Here is a 15,602-nt window from a genome sequence, read left to right as displayed (position 1 = left end):
ACCAATTCGACCGGGGGTAACGCATGCCGACACATCACGCCGTCCAGATGCAGTCCCCTGGCGGGTCTTTGGAGCTGACCGAAGTTGAGACGAAACCGCCCGGCCGTGACGAAGTACGGCTGACCGTCACGGCCTGCGGTGTGTGCGGGACCGACCGCGCATTCGCCAACGGCGGCTTTCCGAACATGACGTGGCCGCTGACGTTGGGGCATGAAATCGCCGGAACCATAGCCGAACTCGGCGATGAGGTCGAGGGCTTCGCGGTTGGTGATCGCGTCGCCGTCGGCTGGTTCGGCGGAAACTGCAACCGCTGCGATCCCTGTCGCAGGGGCATTTTCATCCACTGCGCCAACATGAAGGTTCCGAGCTGGCAGTATCCCGGCGGCTATGCGCAGTCCGTGACGGTACCGGCCAATGCGCTGGCCCGCGTCCCGGCCGAGCTGTCGCATGTGGAAGCGGCACCGATGGGCTGTGCCGGCGTGACGACCTACAACGCGTTGCGCCACACCAAGGCGCTGCCGGGTGACCGGGTCGCGATTCTCGGTGTCGGTGGGCTCGGCCATCTCGGCGTGCAGTTCTCCCGGGCGATGGGCTTCGAGACCATCGCGATCGCGCGCGGCGCCGGCAAGGAAGCCGATGCCCGGAAACTGGGTGCCCACCATTACATCGATTCCACCAGTGGTGACGTCGCCCGCGCGCTGCAGGACTTGGGTGGCGCGACGGTCGTGCTGGGCACGGCGGGAAACTCCGCCGCCATGGCCGACACGGTTGGCGGGCTGGCGCCCCGGGGCGAATTGATCACCATCGGCGTGACCACCGACCCGCTGCCGATCAGCCCGGTACAGCTGATCACGCCGGGTGTGAGCATCGTCGGCCACCCGTCGGGCACCGCGAAAGATGTCGAAGACACAATGCATTTCGCCGTGCTGTCAGGCGTGCGGGCCTGGATCGAGGAGTTGCCGCTGGCCCAGGCCGCCGAGGGCTACGCGGCGATGGAGCAAGGACGGGCGCACTACCGCACCGTTTTGACCATGTGAATACAGTCGGTTTGTGACCGACTTATGGACGCTTGACGCCGCTGACGGCGAACTGCAGCTTCGTACCGGGGTCAAGGGCCGGGCCGCGCGGATGGGCCATCGCCTCACGATCGAGATGACGCGCTGGCGGGCGACGGTGCGATGGACCGGGGCCGATCCGGTTGCGGCCGAGCTTGTGGTCGAGACGGACTCGTTCGAGGTGATCGGCAGCCGCGGTGGCGTCAAGGGCCTCTCGGGTCCCGAGAAGGCGCTGGTGCGGTCGAACGCGTTGAGCTCGCTGGGTGCCGATCGCTTCCCCGAAATCCGCTTCGGTGCCGACGTCATCGAACAAAGCGAGCGTGGCTACCTCCTCACCGGCACGCTTGAGATTCGCGGGAACCGGCACGAGCACGTAATCGATTTGCACACTGAGGATCTCGGCGAATCCTGGAGAATCTCCGCCGAGTCCACGGTGCGTCAGTCCGACTTCGGCATCAAGCCGTACTCGCTGCTGATGGGCTCGGTACAGGTTGCCGACGAGGTGACGCTGACTTTCACCGCGGTTCACGCCAAGGACGATTGAGCTCCACTGGCGGTACCCATCGGCGCGTGTATCCTCGATGAGGATTAGTTACCGCCGCTAAGTATCTATTACCTTGTCTCGCTGAAAGGGATCAAAATGCCTCGTACAGAAAACGATTCGTGGGACCTCGCGACCAGCGTCGGGGCGACAGCCACCATGGTGGCCGCCGGCCGGGCCGTCGCCACCAGGGCCGGCAAGCCGCTGATGAACGACCCTTTCGCCGAGCCCCTGGTGCGGGCCGTGGGAATCGAATTCCTCGCGCGCTGGGCCAACGGGGAGATCGACGCGGCCGACATCGACGTCGCCGACGAGGCGTGGGGTTTGCAGCGGATGGCCGACCTGATGGGTGTCCGGACCCCGTACTTCGACGCGTTTTTCCGGGACGCGATGGACGCGGGCATCCGCCAGGCCGTCATCCTCGCGTCGGGACTGGATGCGCGGGCCTACCGACTGTCTTGGCCGGCCGGGGCCACGGTGTTCGAGATCGATCAGCCCGAGGTGATGCAGTTCAAAGACTCCACGCTGGCGGGTTTGGACGTGCGGCCGACGGTCGAACTGCGAGTGGTACCGATCGATCTGCGGCACGATTGGCCAACGGCGTTGCGCGATAAGGGCTTTGACGCTGACCAGCCCAGTGCTTGGATCGCCGAGGGGCTGCTTGCGTTCCTGCCGCCGGATGCGCAGGATCGCTTGCTGGACAACATCACCGATCTCAGCACACCCGGAAGCCGGCTTGCTGCCGAGATTTTCGGTAACCGGCCGGACGAAAACGGTGAGCCGGCGCCGGACATGGTCGCCATCGCCGGCGAGCGTTGGCGTGCGCACGGATTCGATGTGGAACTCGCCGACTTGCGCTACGACGTTGAGCGCAACGACGTCGCCGCATACCTGAATCGCCACGGCTGGCAGACGGAATCCAAGACGCTCAATGAACTGTTCGCGGCCAACGGCCTAGCCGAAATACCGGCGACCGCTGGAAGTTTGGCCGACGGGACTTACTATTGCACCGCGATTCGGCAGCGCTAGGGCCTTACGGCTGCGACGGCGCGGACGGCATCGCCGGATCGCCGGTGTCGCCGGGGATGTGTTCGAGCACCCTGGTCAGGTACGGCTGCGGGCCATTCGGGTCGGGCTGTTGCTCGGCCGGGGCGCCCTCGTCCAGTGGGCCGGGGTTTGAAACCGGTTCGCCGGCGGCAGCCGGGCGCGGCGCGGGGGGTTCCGCGGCCGGCGGCGCCACCGCGGGGGGCGTGACGGCTTCGGCAACCGGTGGCGTCTGCCCGTGCACGACATGTTTGCCCGCCGCGCGGGTGGCGTCGGGAGCAAGCTGAATGCCCACGGCCACCGCCAGGGATGAGACGAAAGTGACGGCGCCGGCGGCCAGCGCGGTCACCGCGCCGGCATAGGACAAGTGCCCGGGCCGGCGCGGTGGCGCGGCCGGCGTGGGTTCGCTGATCTGTGGGATCAGTTGCTCGTCGGTGAACTCGGTGCTTCGAGCCGCGGCCAGCGCCGCGCCGCGTGCGACTGTCACCTGCGCCATGGTCTGCGCGAACACCGGTACCGGCAAAGCCTTTTCGAGCTGCCAGGAGAATCCGTCGATGTCGCTGTCCGCGCCGACGACGACTACGGCGCCCGGGCGCCAGCCGCTGCGGTCGAACATCCCGGTCAGCCAGGAGCGCAGCCCGTCGAAGCCGCCGGTGATGTGCTTGACGACGGTTTGGGTGTCGCCGTCATGGGTGTCGACCATGACGACCGTCGCCCATTCGTGTTCGAGCACGCAGACCGCGGTCTGCTCGTAGCCGATGACGGGCGCGATCGCCCGGGCCAGGGTCTCGACCGCCTCGAGCAGCCGAACCGGCACCACGTTGTCGAATCCGGCGTCGGTCAACGCCTCCAGCAGCAGTGCGGCCTGGGCGGCCGCCTCATCGGTCCAGGTCACCCCGACGACGCGCAGATGGTGATCGCTCGAGCTGGCCTGCGCGTCGACCCGCAAGACCTCTTGTGCCACCTGCTCCGCGGTACCCACGGCGGCGACGCCGTCCTCGGCCTGACACACCGATTCCTGGTGGTCCAGGATGGTGCCGTCTGCGCCGTGCCCCTCAGCGAGCACCCACCCGAAGGTGGTCGGCGTCAGTGATAGCCCTAGTACCGTGTCCAAAATTTGCACCTCAATCGTCCCGGACTCCGCGGCCCCTGCCGAACCGTCACGCGCCATCACGTCCGCGGTGCGGTGATTCGTAGGGCCGGAACGGACCGGCTTAGCGTTCGGTCTCCATCGGCTTGCTCCGAGAGAGCCTACGCGGTCGGAAAGGGTTCGGCTGCACCGATCTCAGATCCCGGGAAAACTCGCGCGGATCCGACATCGACGACGGAATCGACCTAATTGCCGACCGCGTCAAGTGGCCCGGCGCCGGCTCACCGCGGCGGTCCCCCGTCGTACCACGTGTCATTGCGACTAACCGGCCGGCCGATTGGCGGGAGCCGCGGGGCGTGTCGAAAACGATGGACCGCCACCAATTGACAGCGTTTGTAGCCCGTGTTGTCGCACTCCGCTCCCCTGGCGCCTCGCCGTTGCCACGGGCCCGCTACCTGGCGGTTTGTCGGGCCAGGGCGCCGAATGAGGGCGTAAAACCGGGTGAAAGCTATCGCGATCAGTTATCGCACCGGGACTATTTTTCGCGGCAGCCGAAACAAAACCGGGATGACAACGCGTCCCAATCGACATTTCAGCTATTTACACGGTAAATTCTGCCGAGGGCACCACGCGACGACATACGACCGACAAGGGGCACAGGTATGACAGACGTGAGCGAGAAGATCCGGGCCTGGGGGCGCCGGCTTTTGGTCGGTGTGGCAGCGGCAGTGACGCTGCCGGGTCTGATCGGTCTTGCCGGAGGCGGAGCCACCGCGAGTGCATTCTCGCGACCTGGTCTGCCCGTCGAATACCTGCAGGTGCCGTCGGCAGGAATGGGCCGCAGCATCAAGGTCCAATTCCAGAGTGGCGGCGACGGGTCGCCCGCGGTGTACCTGCTTGACGGGTTGCGCGCCCAGGACGACTACAACGGCTGGGACATCAACACCCCCGCGTTCGAGTGGTACTACAAGTCGGGCCTGTCCGTCGTGATGCCGGTCGGTGGCCAGTCCAGCTTCTACACCGACTGGTACCGCCCCGCGTGCGGGAAGGCCGGCTGCTCGACCTACAAGTGGGAGACGTTCCTGACCAGCGAGCTGCCCGGATACCTGTCGTCGCAGAAGGGCGTCAAGGCGAATGGCAGCGCCGCGGTGGGCATCTCGATGGCCGGGGCTTCGGCCATGAACCTGGCGATCTACCACCCCGCTCAGTTCGTCTACGCCGGTTCGCTGTCCGGCTACCTCAGCCCCTCGACCGGGCAGAGCTGGATCGGCCTGGCGATGGGTGACGCCGGGGGTTACAAGAAGGAAGACATGTGGGGCCCGGATAACGACCCGGCATGGCAACGCAACGACCCGTTGGTCAACGTCGGCCAACTCGTCGCCAACAACACCCGCCTCTGGGTGTACTGCGGCAACGGAACTCCGAACGAACTGGGCGGCGCCAACCTCCCGGCCACGTTCCTCGAGAGCAACTTCATGATCGGCGTCAACAAGAAGTTCCAAGACGCCTACAACGCCGCGGGCGGCCACAACGCCGTGTTCAACTTCCCCAACTACGGAACCCACAGCTGGGAATACTGGGGCGCGCAGCTGAACGCGATGAAGGGTGACCTGCAGACCACCTTGGGCGCCACCCCCGGCGGCGGCGGATAAACCCTATCGTCGGATGTCACTACTGCGCTTGACGGCAATCGTCAGGCGCAGTAGTGCGTTAAAGGCTCTGCTGGCCGCGCTGCCGGCCGCGACGCTGCTGGCTACCCAGGCGCGAGCCGACACCAGCGCGCTGACTGAGCTGGTCGATGCGGCCGCGCAGCGTTTGCAGGTCGCCGAGGCCGTGGCTGCCTACAAATGGAATGCGCACGTTGCCGTCGAAGATCCGGACCGCGTCCAGCAGCAACTCGCCAAACTCAGCGCCGATGCCGCCGGTGAACACATTGATCCGAGCTACGTCAGCCGGGTGTTCGGGGACCAGATCAACGCCACCGAGGCGATCGAGCACACCCGCTTCGCGGAGTGGAAGCTCAACCCGGCAAATGCGCCCGCCGGTGCGCCCGACCTGTCCGTGTCACGGTCGACGATCGACGGCCTCAACCAGACGATGCTGAACCAGATGGTGATCCACTGGGACCTGCTCCACTCGCCGTCCTGCGTCCCGCAACTCGACGCCGCGCGGGCCGCCGTGACCCGCGCGCGGCTGTTAGACAGGCTCTACCAGCAGGCCCTGGCTCTGGCGACTCAGTCTTATTGCACTTAGCCATTCGACCTGCGACAAGCCGCCGTCGGCGGGTGACGTATCGATTTCATTGCCATAGAAATGCCATAAAATTCTTATCTCGTGAATCAATCAAAACGGTAACGCTTTCTACACACGTGCCGAATTGCTTGACATGAGAAACTTGGGGAAGCCTCTCGTGAAGTACGCCGTTGTCGGCGGATTCATCGCGGCGACGCTAGGTCCGGCGACCGCCGAGGCCGGCGCGGCGCCCACGCCCAACTGGGACGCGATCGCGCAGTGCGAGTCCGGCGGCAACTGGCACGCCAACACCGGAAACGGTGCCTACGGCGGGCTGCAATTCAAGCCTGCCACCTGGGCCAGTTATGGCGGCGTCGGCAATCCTGCCGCGGCCTCTCGTGAGCAGCAAATCGCAGTTGCCAACCGGCTTTTCGCCGACCAGGGCGTGGAGCCCTGGCCGAAGTGCGGTGCCAACTCGGGCTTGCCGATCGGGTGGTACTCGCACCCCGCGCAGGGCATCAAGGAAATCATCAACGGTCTCATCCAGGCGGCCGTCCCGCACTGATGATCAATTCGGGCGCGGCCTAGGTTCACGCCCAGCCATGTGTTTGGATCGGGCCATGGAAGGTTCGGCGACAGTACATATGGCGGCACCGGCGGACAAGATCTGGAACTTGATTTCCGATGTCCGTAACACCGGGAAGTTCTCGCCGGAGGTCTTTGAAGCCGAGTGGCTGGGTGATGCCACCGGCCCGGCCCTCGGCGCCGAATTCCGCGGCCATGTCAAAAGAAATGAAATCGGCCCGGTTTATTGGACTGTCTGCAAAGTAACCGCGTGCGAGCCTGGCCGTGAATTCGGCTTCGCGGTCTATCTCGGCGACAAGCCGGTCAACAACTGGCACTACCGCCTGGCGCCATCGGGCAACGGCACCGACGTGACCGAATCGTTCCGGCTCAGCCCCGCGCCGTGGCTGGGGATCTACTGGTTGTTCGGCGGCTTTCTGCGTAAACGCCGCAATGTCCGCGATATGACCAAGACGCTGAACCGCATCAAAGATGTGGTCGAGGCGGGCTAAGTGAAATCCGTCTTCATCACCGGCGCGGGCAGTGGGATGGGCCGTGAAGGAGTCAGGCTCTTCCACGCCAACGGATGGCGGGTCGGTGCGGTCGACCGCAACGCCGACGGCCTGACCGGGCTCCTCGGCGAGCTCGGCGACGAGCGTTTGTGGAGTCGCACCGTCGACGTCACGGTCAAGGCCGATCTGGACAGCGCCTTGGCCGACTTCTGCGCCGGCAATGCCGGCGGCGGGCTGGACATGATGTGGAACAACGCCGGAATCGGTGAGTCCGGCTGGTTCGAAGACGTGCCCTACGAGGCCACGATGCGCGTCGTCGAGGTGAACTACAAGGCCGTGCTGACCGGCGCCTACGGGGCACTGCCCTATCTGAAGAAGATTCCCGGCAGCCTGATGTTCTCGACGTCTTCGTCGTCGGCCACCTACGGGATGCCGCGCATCGCGGTCTATTCGTCGACCAAGCACGCGGTCAAGGGACTGACCGAAGCGCTGAGCGTGGAATGGCAGCGCCACGGGGTGCGTGTCGCCGACGTGCTGCCCGGTTTGATCGACACCGCCATCCTGACCACGACGCCCAACCATTCCGCCGACGGCGGTGCCCCGATGACCGGTGAGCAGTTGCGCGCCACCGCGCCGAAGAAGGGCTTGATGCGGTTGATGCCGGCGACCAGCGTGGCCGAAGCTGCGTGGGAGGCTTACCACAACCCCAAGCGGCTGCATTGGTATGTGCCGAGGAGCATTCGGATGATCGACCTGCTCAAGGGCCTGAGCCCCGAGTTCGTCCGACGCCGCATCGCCAAATCGTTGCCCGGGCTGATGCCGAAGCCGCAGTAGAGGAGCTGGAATGGCGCAATACAGGTGGATCGTGGCCGCAGTTGTGCTGGCCGCCGGCCTCGCGGGCTGCGCGGAGCCCCAGACCACACCGCGTGCCGCCGCGCATCTGAGCATCAACGGGGCCGCCCACGCGGCGCGTCCGCCGGCGTGCACGCAGCTGCAGTCCTACCGAACCATCACCATTCCCGACCGCGACGGCCAGGTCGAAGCCGTGGTGCTGCTCAGTGCCGATCGGGCCATCCCGCAATGGGTGAAGATCCGCAACGTCGATGGATTTACCGGCAGCTTCTGGCAGGGCGGCGTGGGTGATGCGCACGTCGACGTGACGAACAGGGCGTACACCATCACCGGCAGCGCCTACGGCATCAGCACCAGCAACCCCGACAAGGTCATCACCACGGACTTCAAGATCACCGCGGAGTGCTGAGAAATCGGGCCTACGCTTTTGCACACACCACCTGTCTGCCCCGGGGAGGCGCCGTGAAGGAGTGGTTGCACTGGCTGGCGATGCACGGGTTCATTCGCGGCGTCGCGTCCCTCGGGCTTCGTCGCGGTGACATGCAGGCCAGGCTGATCGCGGACCCGACCGTTGCCGCCGACCCGGTGCCGTTCTGCGACGAACTGCATGCGATGGGCCCGCTGGTCCGCAGCCGCGTGGGCTATCTGGCCGTCGACCACGAGGTCATCCACGGTCTGCTGCGATCCGACGACTTCCGGGTCCTGGTGCTGGGATCGAATCTGCCGGCACCGGTGCGGTGGCTGGAGCGCCGTGCCCGCGACGATCTGCTGCATCCGCTGCGCGCCCCGTCGCTGCTGGCCACCGAGCCGCCGGAGCACACCCGCTATCGCAAGACCGTGTCCGCGGTGTTCACGTCGCGGGCGGTTGCCGCGCTGCGCGACCGGGTGGAGGCAACGGCCGCCAGCCTATTGGACGAGCTGGCCAACGAGTCCGGCGTGGTCGACGTTGTGGGGCGGTACTGCTCGCGACTTCCGGTCGCCATCATCAGCGACATCCTGGGTGTGCCCGAACAAGATCGGCCGCGCGTCCTGCAGTTCGGCGAACTGGCCGCTCCGAGTCTGGACGTCGGATTGCCGTGGCGCCAATACCGCACGGTGCAGCAAGGGATCGCCGGATTCAACGCGTGGCTCGTCGACCATCTGCAGCAGCTGCGGCGCTCGCCCGGCGACGACTTGATGAGCCAGCTGATTCAGACCGCCGAAAGTGGCGCGCCCGAAACACGGCTGGACGAAACCGAACTCACCGCGATTGCCGCGCTGGTGTTGGCCGCGGGCTTCGAAACCACGGTTAACCTGCTGGGCAACGGGATTCGGATGCTGCTCGACACACCCGAGCATCTGGAGACGTTGCGTGAGCGTCCCGAGTTATGGCCCAACGCCGTCGAAGAGATACTGCGCCTGGACTCACCGGTGCAACTCACCGTGCGCAGGGCCGTCAACGATGTCGAGCTGGTGGGCAGGCCGGTCAACCGCGGCGACGTGGTGTTGCTTTATCTGGCTGCCGCGAACCGGGATCCCGCCGTGTTCCCCGATCCGCATCGGTTCGACATCGAACGCTCCAATGCGGGTAGGCATCTCGCGTTCTCCGGAGGCCGGCACTTCTGCCTGGGTGCCGCTCTCGCCCGTGCCGAGGGCGAGGTGGGACTTCGGGCCTTTTTCGATCGCTTCCCCGAGGTGCGTGCGGCTGGTGCCGGGACCCGCCGGGACACCCGGGTGCTGCGGGGTTGGTCGAATCTGCCGGTGGCGCTCGGGCGGGCGCGGTCGATGGCTCCCGTCGACGCCTAGGGAGCCAGGTAGCGGTTCAGCCAGTCCAGCAGGCGCTGCCAGGCGTCCGCCGCGGCAGTGGCGTTGTAGCGGGGACCGGCGTCGTTGAAGAACGCATGGTCGGCGCCGGCTTCCACCACCAGCTCGTTGACCAGCCCGAACCGGTCGAGGGCGGCCTTGGCCGCCGCTTGCGAGCCGGTGACCCGGGTGTCCAGGGCACCGTAAATCCCCAGCACTGCCGCCTTGGCTCCGGTGAAGTCGGGTTGGGGCGGCAACGGCCCGTAGAACGGCACGGCGGCAGAGACGCCCAACGCGCCGGCGGACAGCAGTTGCCACACCAGTCCCCCACCGAAGCAGAAACCCACCACCCCGACCTGGCCTCGCGTCTGGTCAGCAGCCCGTCGAGGTGGTCGGTGGCGATCTCGTCGGCGATATAGCGCTGCAGCGGGTTCACCTTCGCGAGTATTCGCCTGCGGCATCGTGGTTGACACCCACGCGGCGAGCGAGTTTATTTGCCGCTATGACAGAAGTTTCTATGATCGCGGTCGAGGATGTAGTACTGGGGCTGTGGCGGGCGCTTTCGCGGCGCGACTGGGATGCGGTCAAGACGTTCTTGGCGGACGACTGCCTCTACGTCGACATGCCCGTTCCCGCGGTGTCGGCACGCGGGCCCGAAGACACCGTGAAACGCCTCAAAATCGGACTCGAGCACTTGGCGGGTTACGAGAACCACGACGGCGTGCTGCTCTCCAACGGCACCGACGTCATGTATGAACACTCCGAAACCTGGACGTTCGGTTCGGGGGAACAAGGCGTGCTGAGATTCGTCACGGTACATAAGGTCGTCGACGGCAAGATCACGGTCTGGAAAGACTATTGGGACATGAACAGCCTGGTCAGCTTCGCGCCTCCGAACCACTTCGAGGCGCTGGCGAATGCCGATACGTCCTGGGTTTTCGATGCTACGGGTTTGATCTGATCCATTTTTCATACGTCCGTGGATGAATAACGGGGCTAGTGGTTACCCGTGAGTATCGTCTAGCGTGACGTAGCAGATCTCGGTTATGATCTGCACCGGCCGAATCGGTCTGAATGCGGTGGTGGGCGCCTTCAAGCCAGCTATTTGTTTTCGGAGTCGGGAGCGGCCATTTTCTGTGCCTCCTGACGCCGCGACCCGGCTTGGCCAAAGCCGGTTGATACCTGGATGAATGGAGTGCAATGTCGCGCATAACCAGCAGAGTCGGTGTCGCCATGATCCTGGGCTTCACGGCCGTAACGGCTTCCGGATGTTCGCCGGTCCTATCGCTTTTCTCCTTCTGATGCCCTGACACGCGAGGAATCTTCGGCGCTCGGGACCTGATAAGAACGTCGATTCGCTCGCACAATGGCCGGTGCTCGGCGGTGATCAGCCGCCGCCGCCGCGGGGTGCGGTGAAGCCGCTATTTGGCGACTCCACATGTTTGCTGAAGACGGTGTTTCAGCGTGTTCGCTGAGACGCATCTGTTCCGTTCAGCGAAAGCCGCCGTTACTCGCGGATACCTGGCTTTGCCACCCAACCTCGGCTACCGTGGACACCGGTCCGGTCTGAATGTGGCGGTGGGCGCCTTCATGCCAGCTATTAATTATGGCGACGTCGGGAATCGGCTTGCTTGCGCCTCCTGACACCATCCAAACCCGGCTCCCTTTGAGGCGGGTGAGATCTCGACGAACGGAGTACCTCATGTCTCGCTTAGCTAGCAAAGTCAGTGTCGCTTTAATCCTCGGCCTTACCGCCGTTACGGCGTCCGGATGCACTCCAACCTTTTCGCTGTTCTCTTTTTGAGTTCTGGAAGACTTCTGGGTCTCGACTGAGCTTTCGGTGGGTTTGATCTGAGCTGAAGCTGCTTCATTTGCCGACTGTAACTGCATAAAACTGCACTGCAAGGCGTTTTTTGTCGAGGCCCGGCATCCGGGCATCGTTCGGCCTCGCCGACACGAGGACATTAATTGTTGGTAAAGCTGGCATGTCTGGTCGATCTCGGGTTAGTATCGGCACCGACCGAGTCGGGTCTGAATGCGATGGTGGGCGCCTTCATGCCAGCTAATTGTTGTTCGGAGTCGGGAGCGGTCGTTTTTTGCGACTCCTGACGCCATACGGCCGGCTCTCAATAGAGCCGGGCGCTAACCGGGACGAATGGAGTGCGTTATGTCGCGTGTGACCAGCAAAATCAGTGTTGCCGTAATCCTTGGCTTTACCGCTGTTGCGGCGAGCGGCTGCACGCCGGTCTTGTCGCTCATCAACATCTCGATGTAAGGCCGCGTAGGTTGTCGCGCTACGCGCCTCTCACGCGTCGGTGAGCACTCCCTCAAGCCGTTTGCTACGGTTCAGCGCCAGGCCCGGCATGACGCCCTCGGGTAGGCATCATGTGTGTCCGCACGGTGTGGGTGTTCGTTAACGAATCCGCTTAATGCAGTCGCTGCGCGCCACGTGCAGGGCTGATCGCCTGTGAGCGTCTGTCCGGGCCGGGGATGATCCGCGGCCCGGACAGACGGTGCGCTGTGCGCCCGCGGGCTGCCCTCAGATGGAAGACGAGGGGTTTCCATCTACCCCGTTTCCGAATGCACTTCTTCGGGATGGGCACCGGGCTGAACCGGGATCCAAACAGTGTCCATGGGTACACACCGCATGGTGATCTGGAACGCTTCAATTACTTCGCGACGGGGAGGAGGACCAGATGCCGCGTTTTGAAACTGAAATGGAAACCTGCCCTCATTGCCGGCGGGCAGCCGAGGCGACGGTTGAGTACATCCGGGACAGCGACGGCAAGGTCATCCGCAGACGGGTGCGCGACATTAACTGCCGATACGGCGACTGTCCGGGCAGTGAAGTGCCGCCGCACTGGGGCTAGCCGTCCTTGCTCGCCGTGAAACGGTCCAGCGACCGTGCGCGGTCGCGTCGCGGCGGCCCGGAGTAGCCCGCCCCAGCCGGGAATTGGGCCCTTGCGGTCGCGGACACGCGGTGCAGCCGGCCCGACATCTTGTCGCGCCCTGACCGCATCCCTTTGTGCCAGTCCATTTCCCGGTGATCTTGATTTGAAAAGCATTGTGCCGCAATGAATTTCGAAGCGACATACCGTATCCCTGGGACCCGGCTCAGAATCGTACCGATTGAATGCAAGAGGCGAAAAAACTTTGCGGCGATTTCGGGAAAATACTCGTGATCAAGCTCTTTCGCGTCGTATTGTACGTGTGTCTCGGGCAACAGAACGGCTCTCTGGAAACAGATTGTCCTTAGACGAACGGGGGTAACACCATGTCACGTCTCAGCAGTAAATTTGTCGTCGCCTTGATCCTCGGCTTTACCGCGCTTACGGCATCAGGGTGCACGATCCCGCTCACCATTGACCCAGGCGGCTCTGGCCTGGTCTTCACGCCGTAGTAAGGCGCTTATTAGTCGCGGGGTGACTCCGCGATAATCCCTGTGCCAGCAGGGATTATCGCGGAACCCTCGCTTTGGCCAGCTGCGCCCAGCCAACGTGTGCTGTGTGGGGCGGCTTTTTGGCGGGATGAATTCAGCGCAGAAGATATTCCGGATACATACTCGCCCAACGCGATTAAGCGTCTGAGCCGGTGTGCGGGACAAGTGTGTTCGTTGGCGCGTGGATGCGAATTCGTCCCCGCCCACGACGTGAATAGACGCCGAGAGCTCAGTAGCACGGTGGTGCAAACACTTTCGGCTTAAGGTTTATCGGCGACCGAATCGATCGCTCGTTAGCCTGGAATGCAGGTGAATTCGTGGTTCGGACAAACATCGCGCAAGATCGTGCCGGCGCCGCTAAGGGTGTGTTTTCCAGCAAGCCAACGAGTTTCGCGCCGACGGTGCCCTTCGTCCACTGGGCGAAACGTATAACAGACCCGCGAAAAGCCGTTGCTATGACGCTAATTCGTGCAGCACGCAGAGCCGGACCGGGTCGCGCTTGCCTTTGACCTTCACCCAGCCATGCCGGCTGACCCGGGCAGCCGTACCGAGCACTGCCGAGGTGCTTGGGCCGACCACCACCTGACCCGGCTCGGCCAGGTTCTGCAGCCGCGCAGCCAGATTCATCGTGTCCCCGATCGCGGTGAAGCTGCGCATCTGCTCCGCGCCGATGTTGCCCACCAGTGCCGGCCCGGTGTTGATGCCAACCCGAAAACGCGGCCAGTCGGCATGCCCGCCCGCAGCCTCCTCGACGACGGAATGCAGTGCGAGTGCAGCACCCGCGGCGCGTACCGCGTGATCCGCCTGCCTGGCCGGAGCGCCCCAGATTGCCATCACCGCGTCGCCGACGAACTGCAGGACGGTGCCACCCGCCTCGAGAATCACCGGAACGACCGCGCCGTAGTAGGTATTCAGCATGGTCACCACCTGATCCGGAGAGGTGGCTTCCGCGAACGGGGTGAAGCCATGCAGATCGGCCATCATCACCGTCACCTCGGTGATAGCGCCGCCCAGCCCAGCTTGCTCCGGGTCGGCGAGCAGCGCGGTCGCGACCGCCGGTGACATATAGCTGCGGAACAGGCCGTCCAGGTGGTGGTAGAGCCGGGCGTTCTCCAGTGCGATGGAGGATTGAGTGGCGAACGAGCGCAGCAGCGCGACATCGGCGTCATCGAAGGAGCCGTCGGGTCGATACGCCTCGATCACGCCGGCGATCTGGCCCTTGACCATCAGCGGGAGCTGCAGCGGGTCGTCGGAGGTCGCGTCGTCACCGAAGTCGATCTCGCCGTCGCGAACGATGCCCAGACGAAACCGGTCACCGGGGAAGGCGTCCGCGATAGCCGCCATCACCCGGCCGAGCAGCGCGTCCTCGTCCTGGATGACGCTGGACTCCCGACCCAGTGCGATCAGGGTGCCCAGCTTGCGGACGCGCTCGCGCTCGGTGCCGAGCGCCTGCGCGCCCCGCTCGAGGACGGCGACCTGTTGCTCGGACAGCTCGAACCGGTCCGCGAGCCGTGCTGCGGCGGCGCCCGGTGCCACCTGGTCGCCACGCTCGCGGCGCTGCAGCACGTCGACCATCTCCTCCAGCGCCACGGCGTAATCGCGCCGCAGATCGGCGATGGTCTGCTGGGTGGCCAGCGCATCGAACAGCCCCCGGACCGAGCCTTCGCGGCGGAATTGCACCCGGGCGCTGTAGGCGATGAAGCAGAAGGCCAGAGTCATGAGCACGTGCCACAGCCACCATGAGGCGTGCCAGCTCATCCCGAGTGCCAACGCCACCGACGCCTCGGCCAGCAGCACGAAGGCACTGAGCACCGACATGACGACGACGGCGGGGCGTCGCCGATAGATCGGGAAGTAGGCCAACGCCGCGGCCGCGAACAGCACGCCCCCGGCCAGTGCCCCGGCCTGCTCGATGCCTTCCAGCTGCGGTTGATCCGGCAGCCGGTCCAGCGTGCCGCCCACGATCAGCACCGCGCAGGCCGCCATCAGCAACCAGACCAGTGCCGTCAAACGCCGGCGCCATGACCAGAGGCGGGCATTACGGGCCGGCGTGAAATTCACCGACGAGGCCAGCGCGATCACGCCGGCCAAGACGAGACCCATCCGGGTCGGCAACATGAACTCCGCGTCGGACGTGTCCATCAGCACCCCGGGCGTGAACAGCGCATGCACCCCGAAAAAGCCGGCGGTCGTCGTAAACACCAATGACACCAGCCAGAGACGGGCGTCATCCCGGGTGCGCGCCTCCCGGCCGATCAGGACACCCAACGCGACGCATACCAGCGCTGTCGACAGGACGAGCACGAAGTGCGCCATCCGGTTGTCCCATTCCAGGTCGACGCTGGGTATGCCGAGCAGTAACCACAACGCCAGCATCGGAAGGGACATGTGGATCAGCCAATTCGCGGTGCGGACCCGGGATCCGGGGCGTGCGCTACCGCTTGTCGTCCTCGGCCGGCCGTGCCAGCCAATCCGCCGGCTCCTGGCCCGC

Annotated in this window: 14 protein-coding genes and 1 pseudogene; 12 read left to right on the top strand and 3 right to left on the bottom strand. The window is 64.9% G+C overall.

Going from position 1 to position 15,602, the window contains the following annotated elements; genetic code table 11:
- Positions 1-23: 23 nt before the first annotated feature.
- The 3 genes from MAAFP003_RS14275 (at position 24) to MAAFP003_RS14265 (ending at position 2,625) form a co-directional block, all read left to right on the top strand.
- Positions 24-1,037 carry an alcohol dehydrogenase catalytic domain-containing protein gene (locus MAAFP003_RS14275; protein WP_096287891.1) on the top strand — a complete coding sequence of 338 codons (1,014 nt, stop codon included), beginning with the start codon at positions 24-26 and terminating at the stop codon, positions 1,035-1,037.
- 13 nt (positions 1,038-1,050) lie between these two features.
- A complete protein-coding gene (locus MAAFP003_RS14270; protein WP_096287889.1) occupies positions 1,051-1,599 on the top strand; it encodes a YceI family protein in 549 nt (182 codons plus the stop codon).
- Between the two features lie 96 nt (positions 1,600-1,695).
- A complete protein-coding gene (locus MAAFP003_RS14265; protein ID WP_096287887.1) occupies positions 1,696-2,625 on the top strand; it encodes a class I SAM-dependent methyltransferase in 930 nt (309 codons plus the stop codon).
- Between the two features lie 4 nt (positions 2,626-2,629).
- Here the strand turns inward: MAAFP003_RS14265 and MAAFP003_RS14260 are convergent, their stop codons facing one another.
- Entirely contained in the window at positions 2,630-3,754 is a 1,125-nt protein-coding gene (locus tag MAAFP003_RS14260; protein ID WP_096291154.1) for a DUF7159 family protein, read from the bottom strand.
- 638 nt (positions 3,755-4,392) lie between these two features.
- On the opposite strand from MAAFP003_RS14260, the gene MAAFP003_RS14255 reads away from it, so the two are divergent.
- The 7 genes from MAAFP003_RS14255 (at position 4,393) to MAAFP003_RS14225 (ending at position 9,675) form a co-directional block, all read left to right on the top strand.
- A complete protein-coding gene (locus tag MAAFP003_RS14255) occupies positions 4,393-5,382 on the top strand; it encodes an esterase family protein (RefSeq protein ID WP_096287885.1) in 990 nt (329 codons plus the stop codon).
- A gap of 13 nt (positions 5,383-5,395) precedes the next feature.
- Entirely contained in the window at positions 5,396-5,983 is a 588-nt protein-coding gene (locus tag MAAFP003_RS14250) for a chorismate mutase (protein ID WP_096287883.1), read from the top strand.
- A 133-nt stretch (positions 5,984-6,116) separates the two neighbouring features.
- A complete protein-coding gene (rpfC, locus tag MAAFP003_RS14245; RefSeq protein ID WP_165796405.1) occupies positions 6,117-6,527 on the top strand; it encodes a resuscitation-promoting factor RpfC in 411 nt (136 codons plus the stop codon).
- 37 nt (positions 6,528-6,564) lie between these two features.
- Positions 6,565-7,038 (top strand): SRPBCC family protein, encoded by a 474-nt coding sequence (locus tag MAAFP003_RS14240; protein WP_165796404.1) that lies wholly within the window; start codon positions 6,565-6,567, stop codon positions 7,036-7,038.
- The gene (locus MAAFP003_RS14235) at positions 7,039-7,872 is read left to right on the top strand and encodes an SDR family oxidoreductase (protein WP_096287881.1); all 834 of its coding nucleotides are present in this window, start codon (positions 7,039-7,041) and stop codon (positions 7,870-7,872) included.
- Positions 7,873-7,882: 10 nt separating this feature from the next.
- The gene (locus tag MAAFP003_RS14230) at positions 7,883-8,299 is read left to right on the top strand and encodes a lipoprotein LpqH (RefSeq protein WP_096287879.1); all 417 of its coding nucleotides are present in this window, start codon (positions 7,883-7,885) and stop codon (positions 8,297-8,299) included.
- A gap of 53 nt (positions 8,300-8,352) precedes the next feature.
- The gene (locus MAAFP003_RS14225) at positions 8,353-9,675 is read left to right on the top strand and encodes a cytochrome P450 (RefSeq protein ID WP_096287877.1); all 1,323 of its coding nucleotides are present in this window, start codon (positions 8,353-8,355) and stop codon (positions 9,673-9,675) included.
- Here MAAFP003_RS14225 and MAAFP003_RS14220 read toward each other — a convergent pair.
- A pseudogene (locus tag MAAFP003_RS14220) lies at positions 9,672-10,049 on the bottom strand (dienelactone hydrolase family protein); the annotation flags it as partial. The gene MAAFP003_RS14225 and the pseudogene MAAFP003_RS14220 overlap by 4 nt on opposite strands.
- 140 nt (positions 10,050-10,189) lie before the next feature.
- Here MAAFP003_RS14220 and MAAFP003_RS14215 point away from each other — a divergent pair.
- Together MAAFP003_RS14215 and MAAFP003_RS14210 are read left to right on the top strand one after the other, a co-directional pair.
- Positions 10,190-10,633, top strand: coding sequence for a limonene-1,2-epoxide hydrolase family protein (locus MAAFP003_RS14215; RefSeq protein ID WP_096287873.1), 444 nt, complete (start codon positions 10,190-10,192; stop codon positions 10,631-10,633).
- Positions 10,634-12,368: 1,735 nt separating this feature from the next.
- Positions 12,369-12,542 carry a 5'-phosphate oxidase gene (locus MAAFP003_RS14210; protein WP_096287871.1) on the top strand — a complete coding sequence of 58 codons (174 nt, stop codon included), beginning with the start codon at positions 12,369-12,371 and terminating at the stop codon, positions 12,540-12,542.
- A gap of 1,022 nt (positions 12,543-13,564) precedes the next feature.
- Here MAAFP003_RS14210 and MAAFP003_RS28845 read toward each other — a convergent pair.
- Positions 13,565-15,499 (bottom strand): adenylate/guanylate cyclase domain-containing protein, encoded by a 1,935-nt coding sequence (locus MAAFP003_RS28845; RefSeq protein ID WP_207768535.1) that lies wholly within the window; start codon positions 15,497-15,499, stop codon positions 13,565-13,567.
- Between the last annotated feature and the right edge of the window lie 103 nt (positions 15,500-15,602).

The sequence above is a fragment of the Mycobacterium ahvazicum genome (assembly GCF_900176255.2).
In the GTDB taxonomy this organism is placed as follows: domain Bacteria; phylum Actinomycetota; class Actinomycetes; order Mycobacteriales; family Mycobacteriaceae; genus Mycobacterium; species Mycobacterium ahvazicum.
This window is presented reverse-complemented; position numbering and strand designations above follow the sequence as displayed.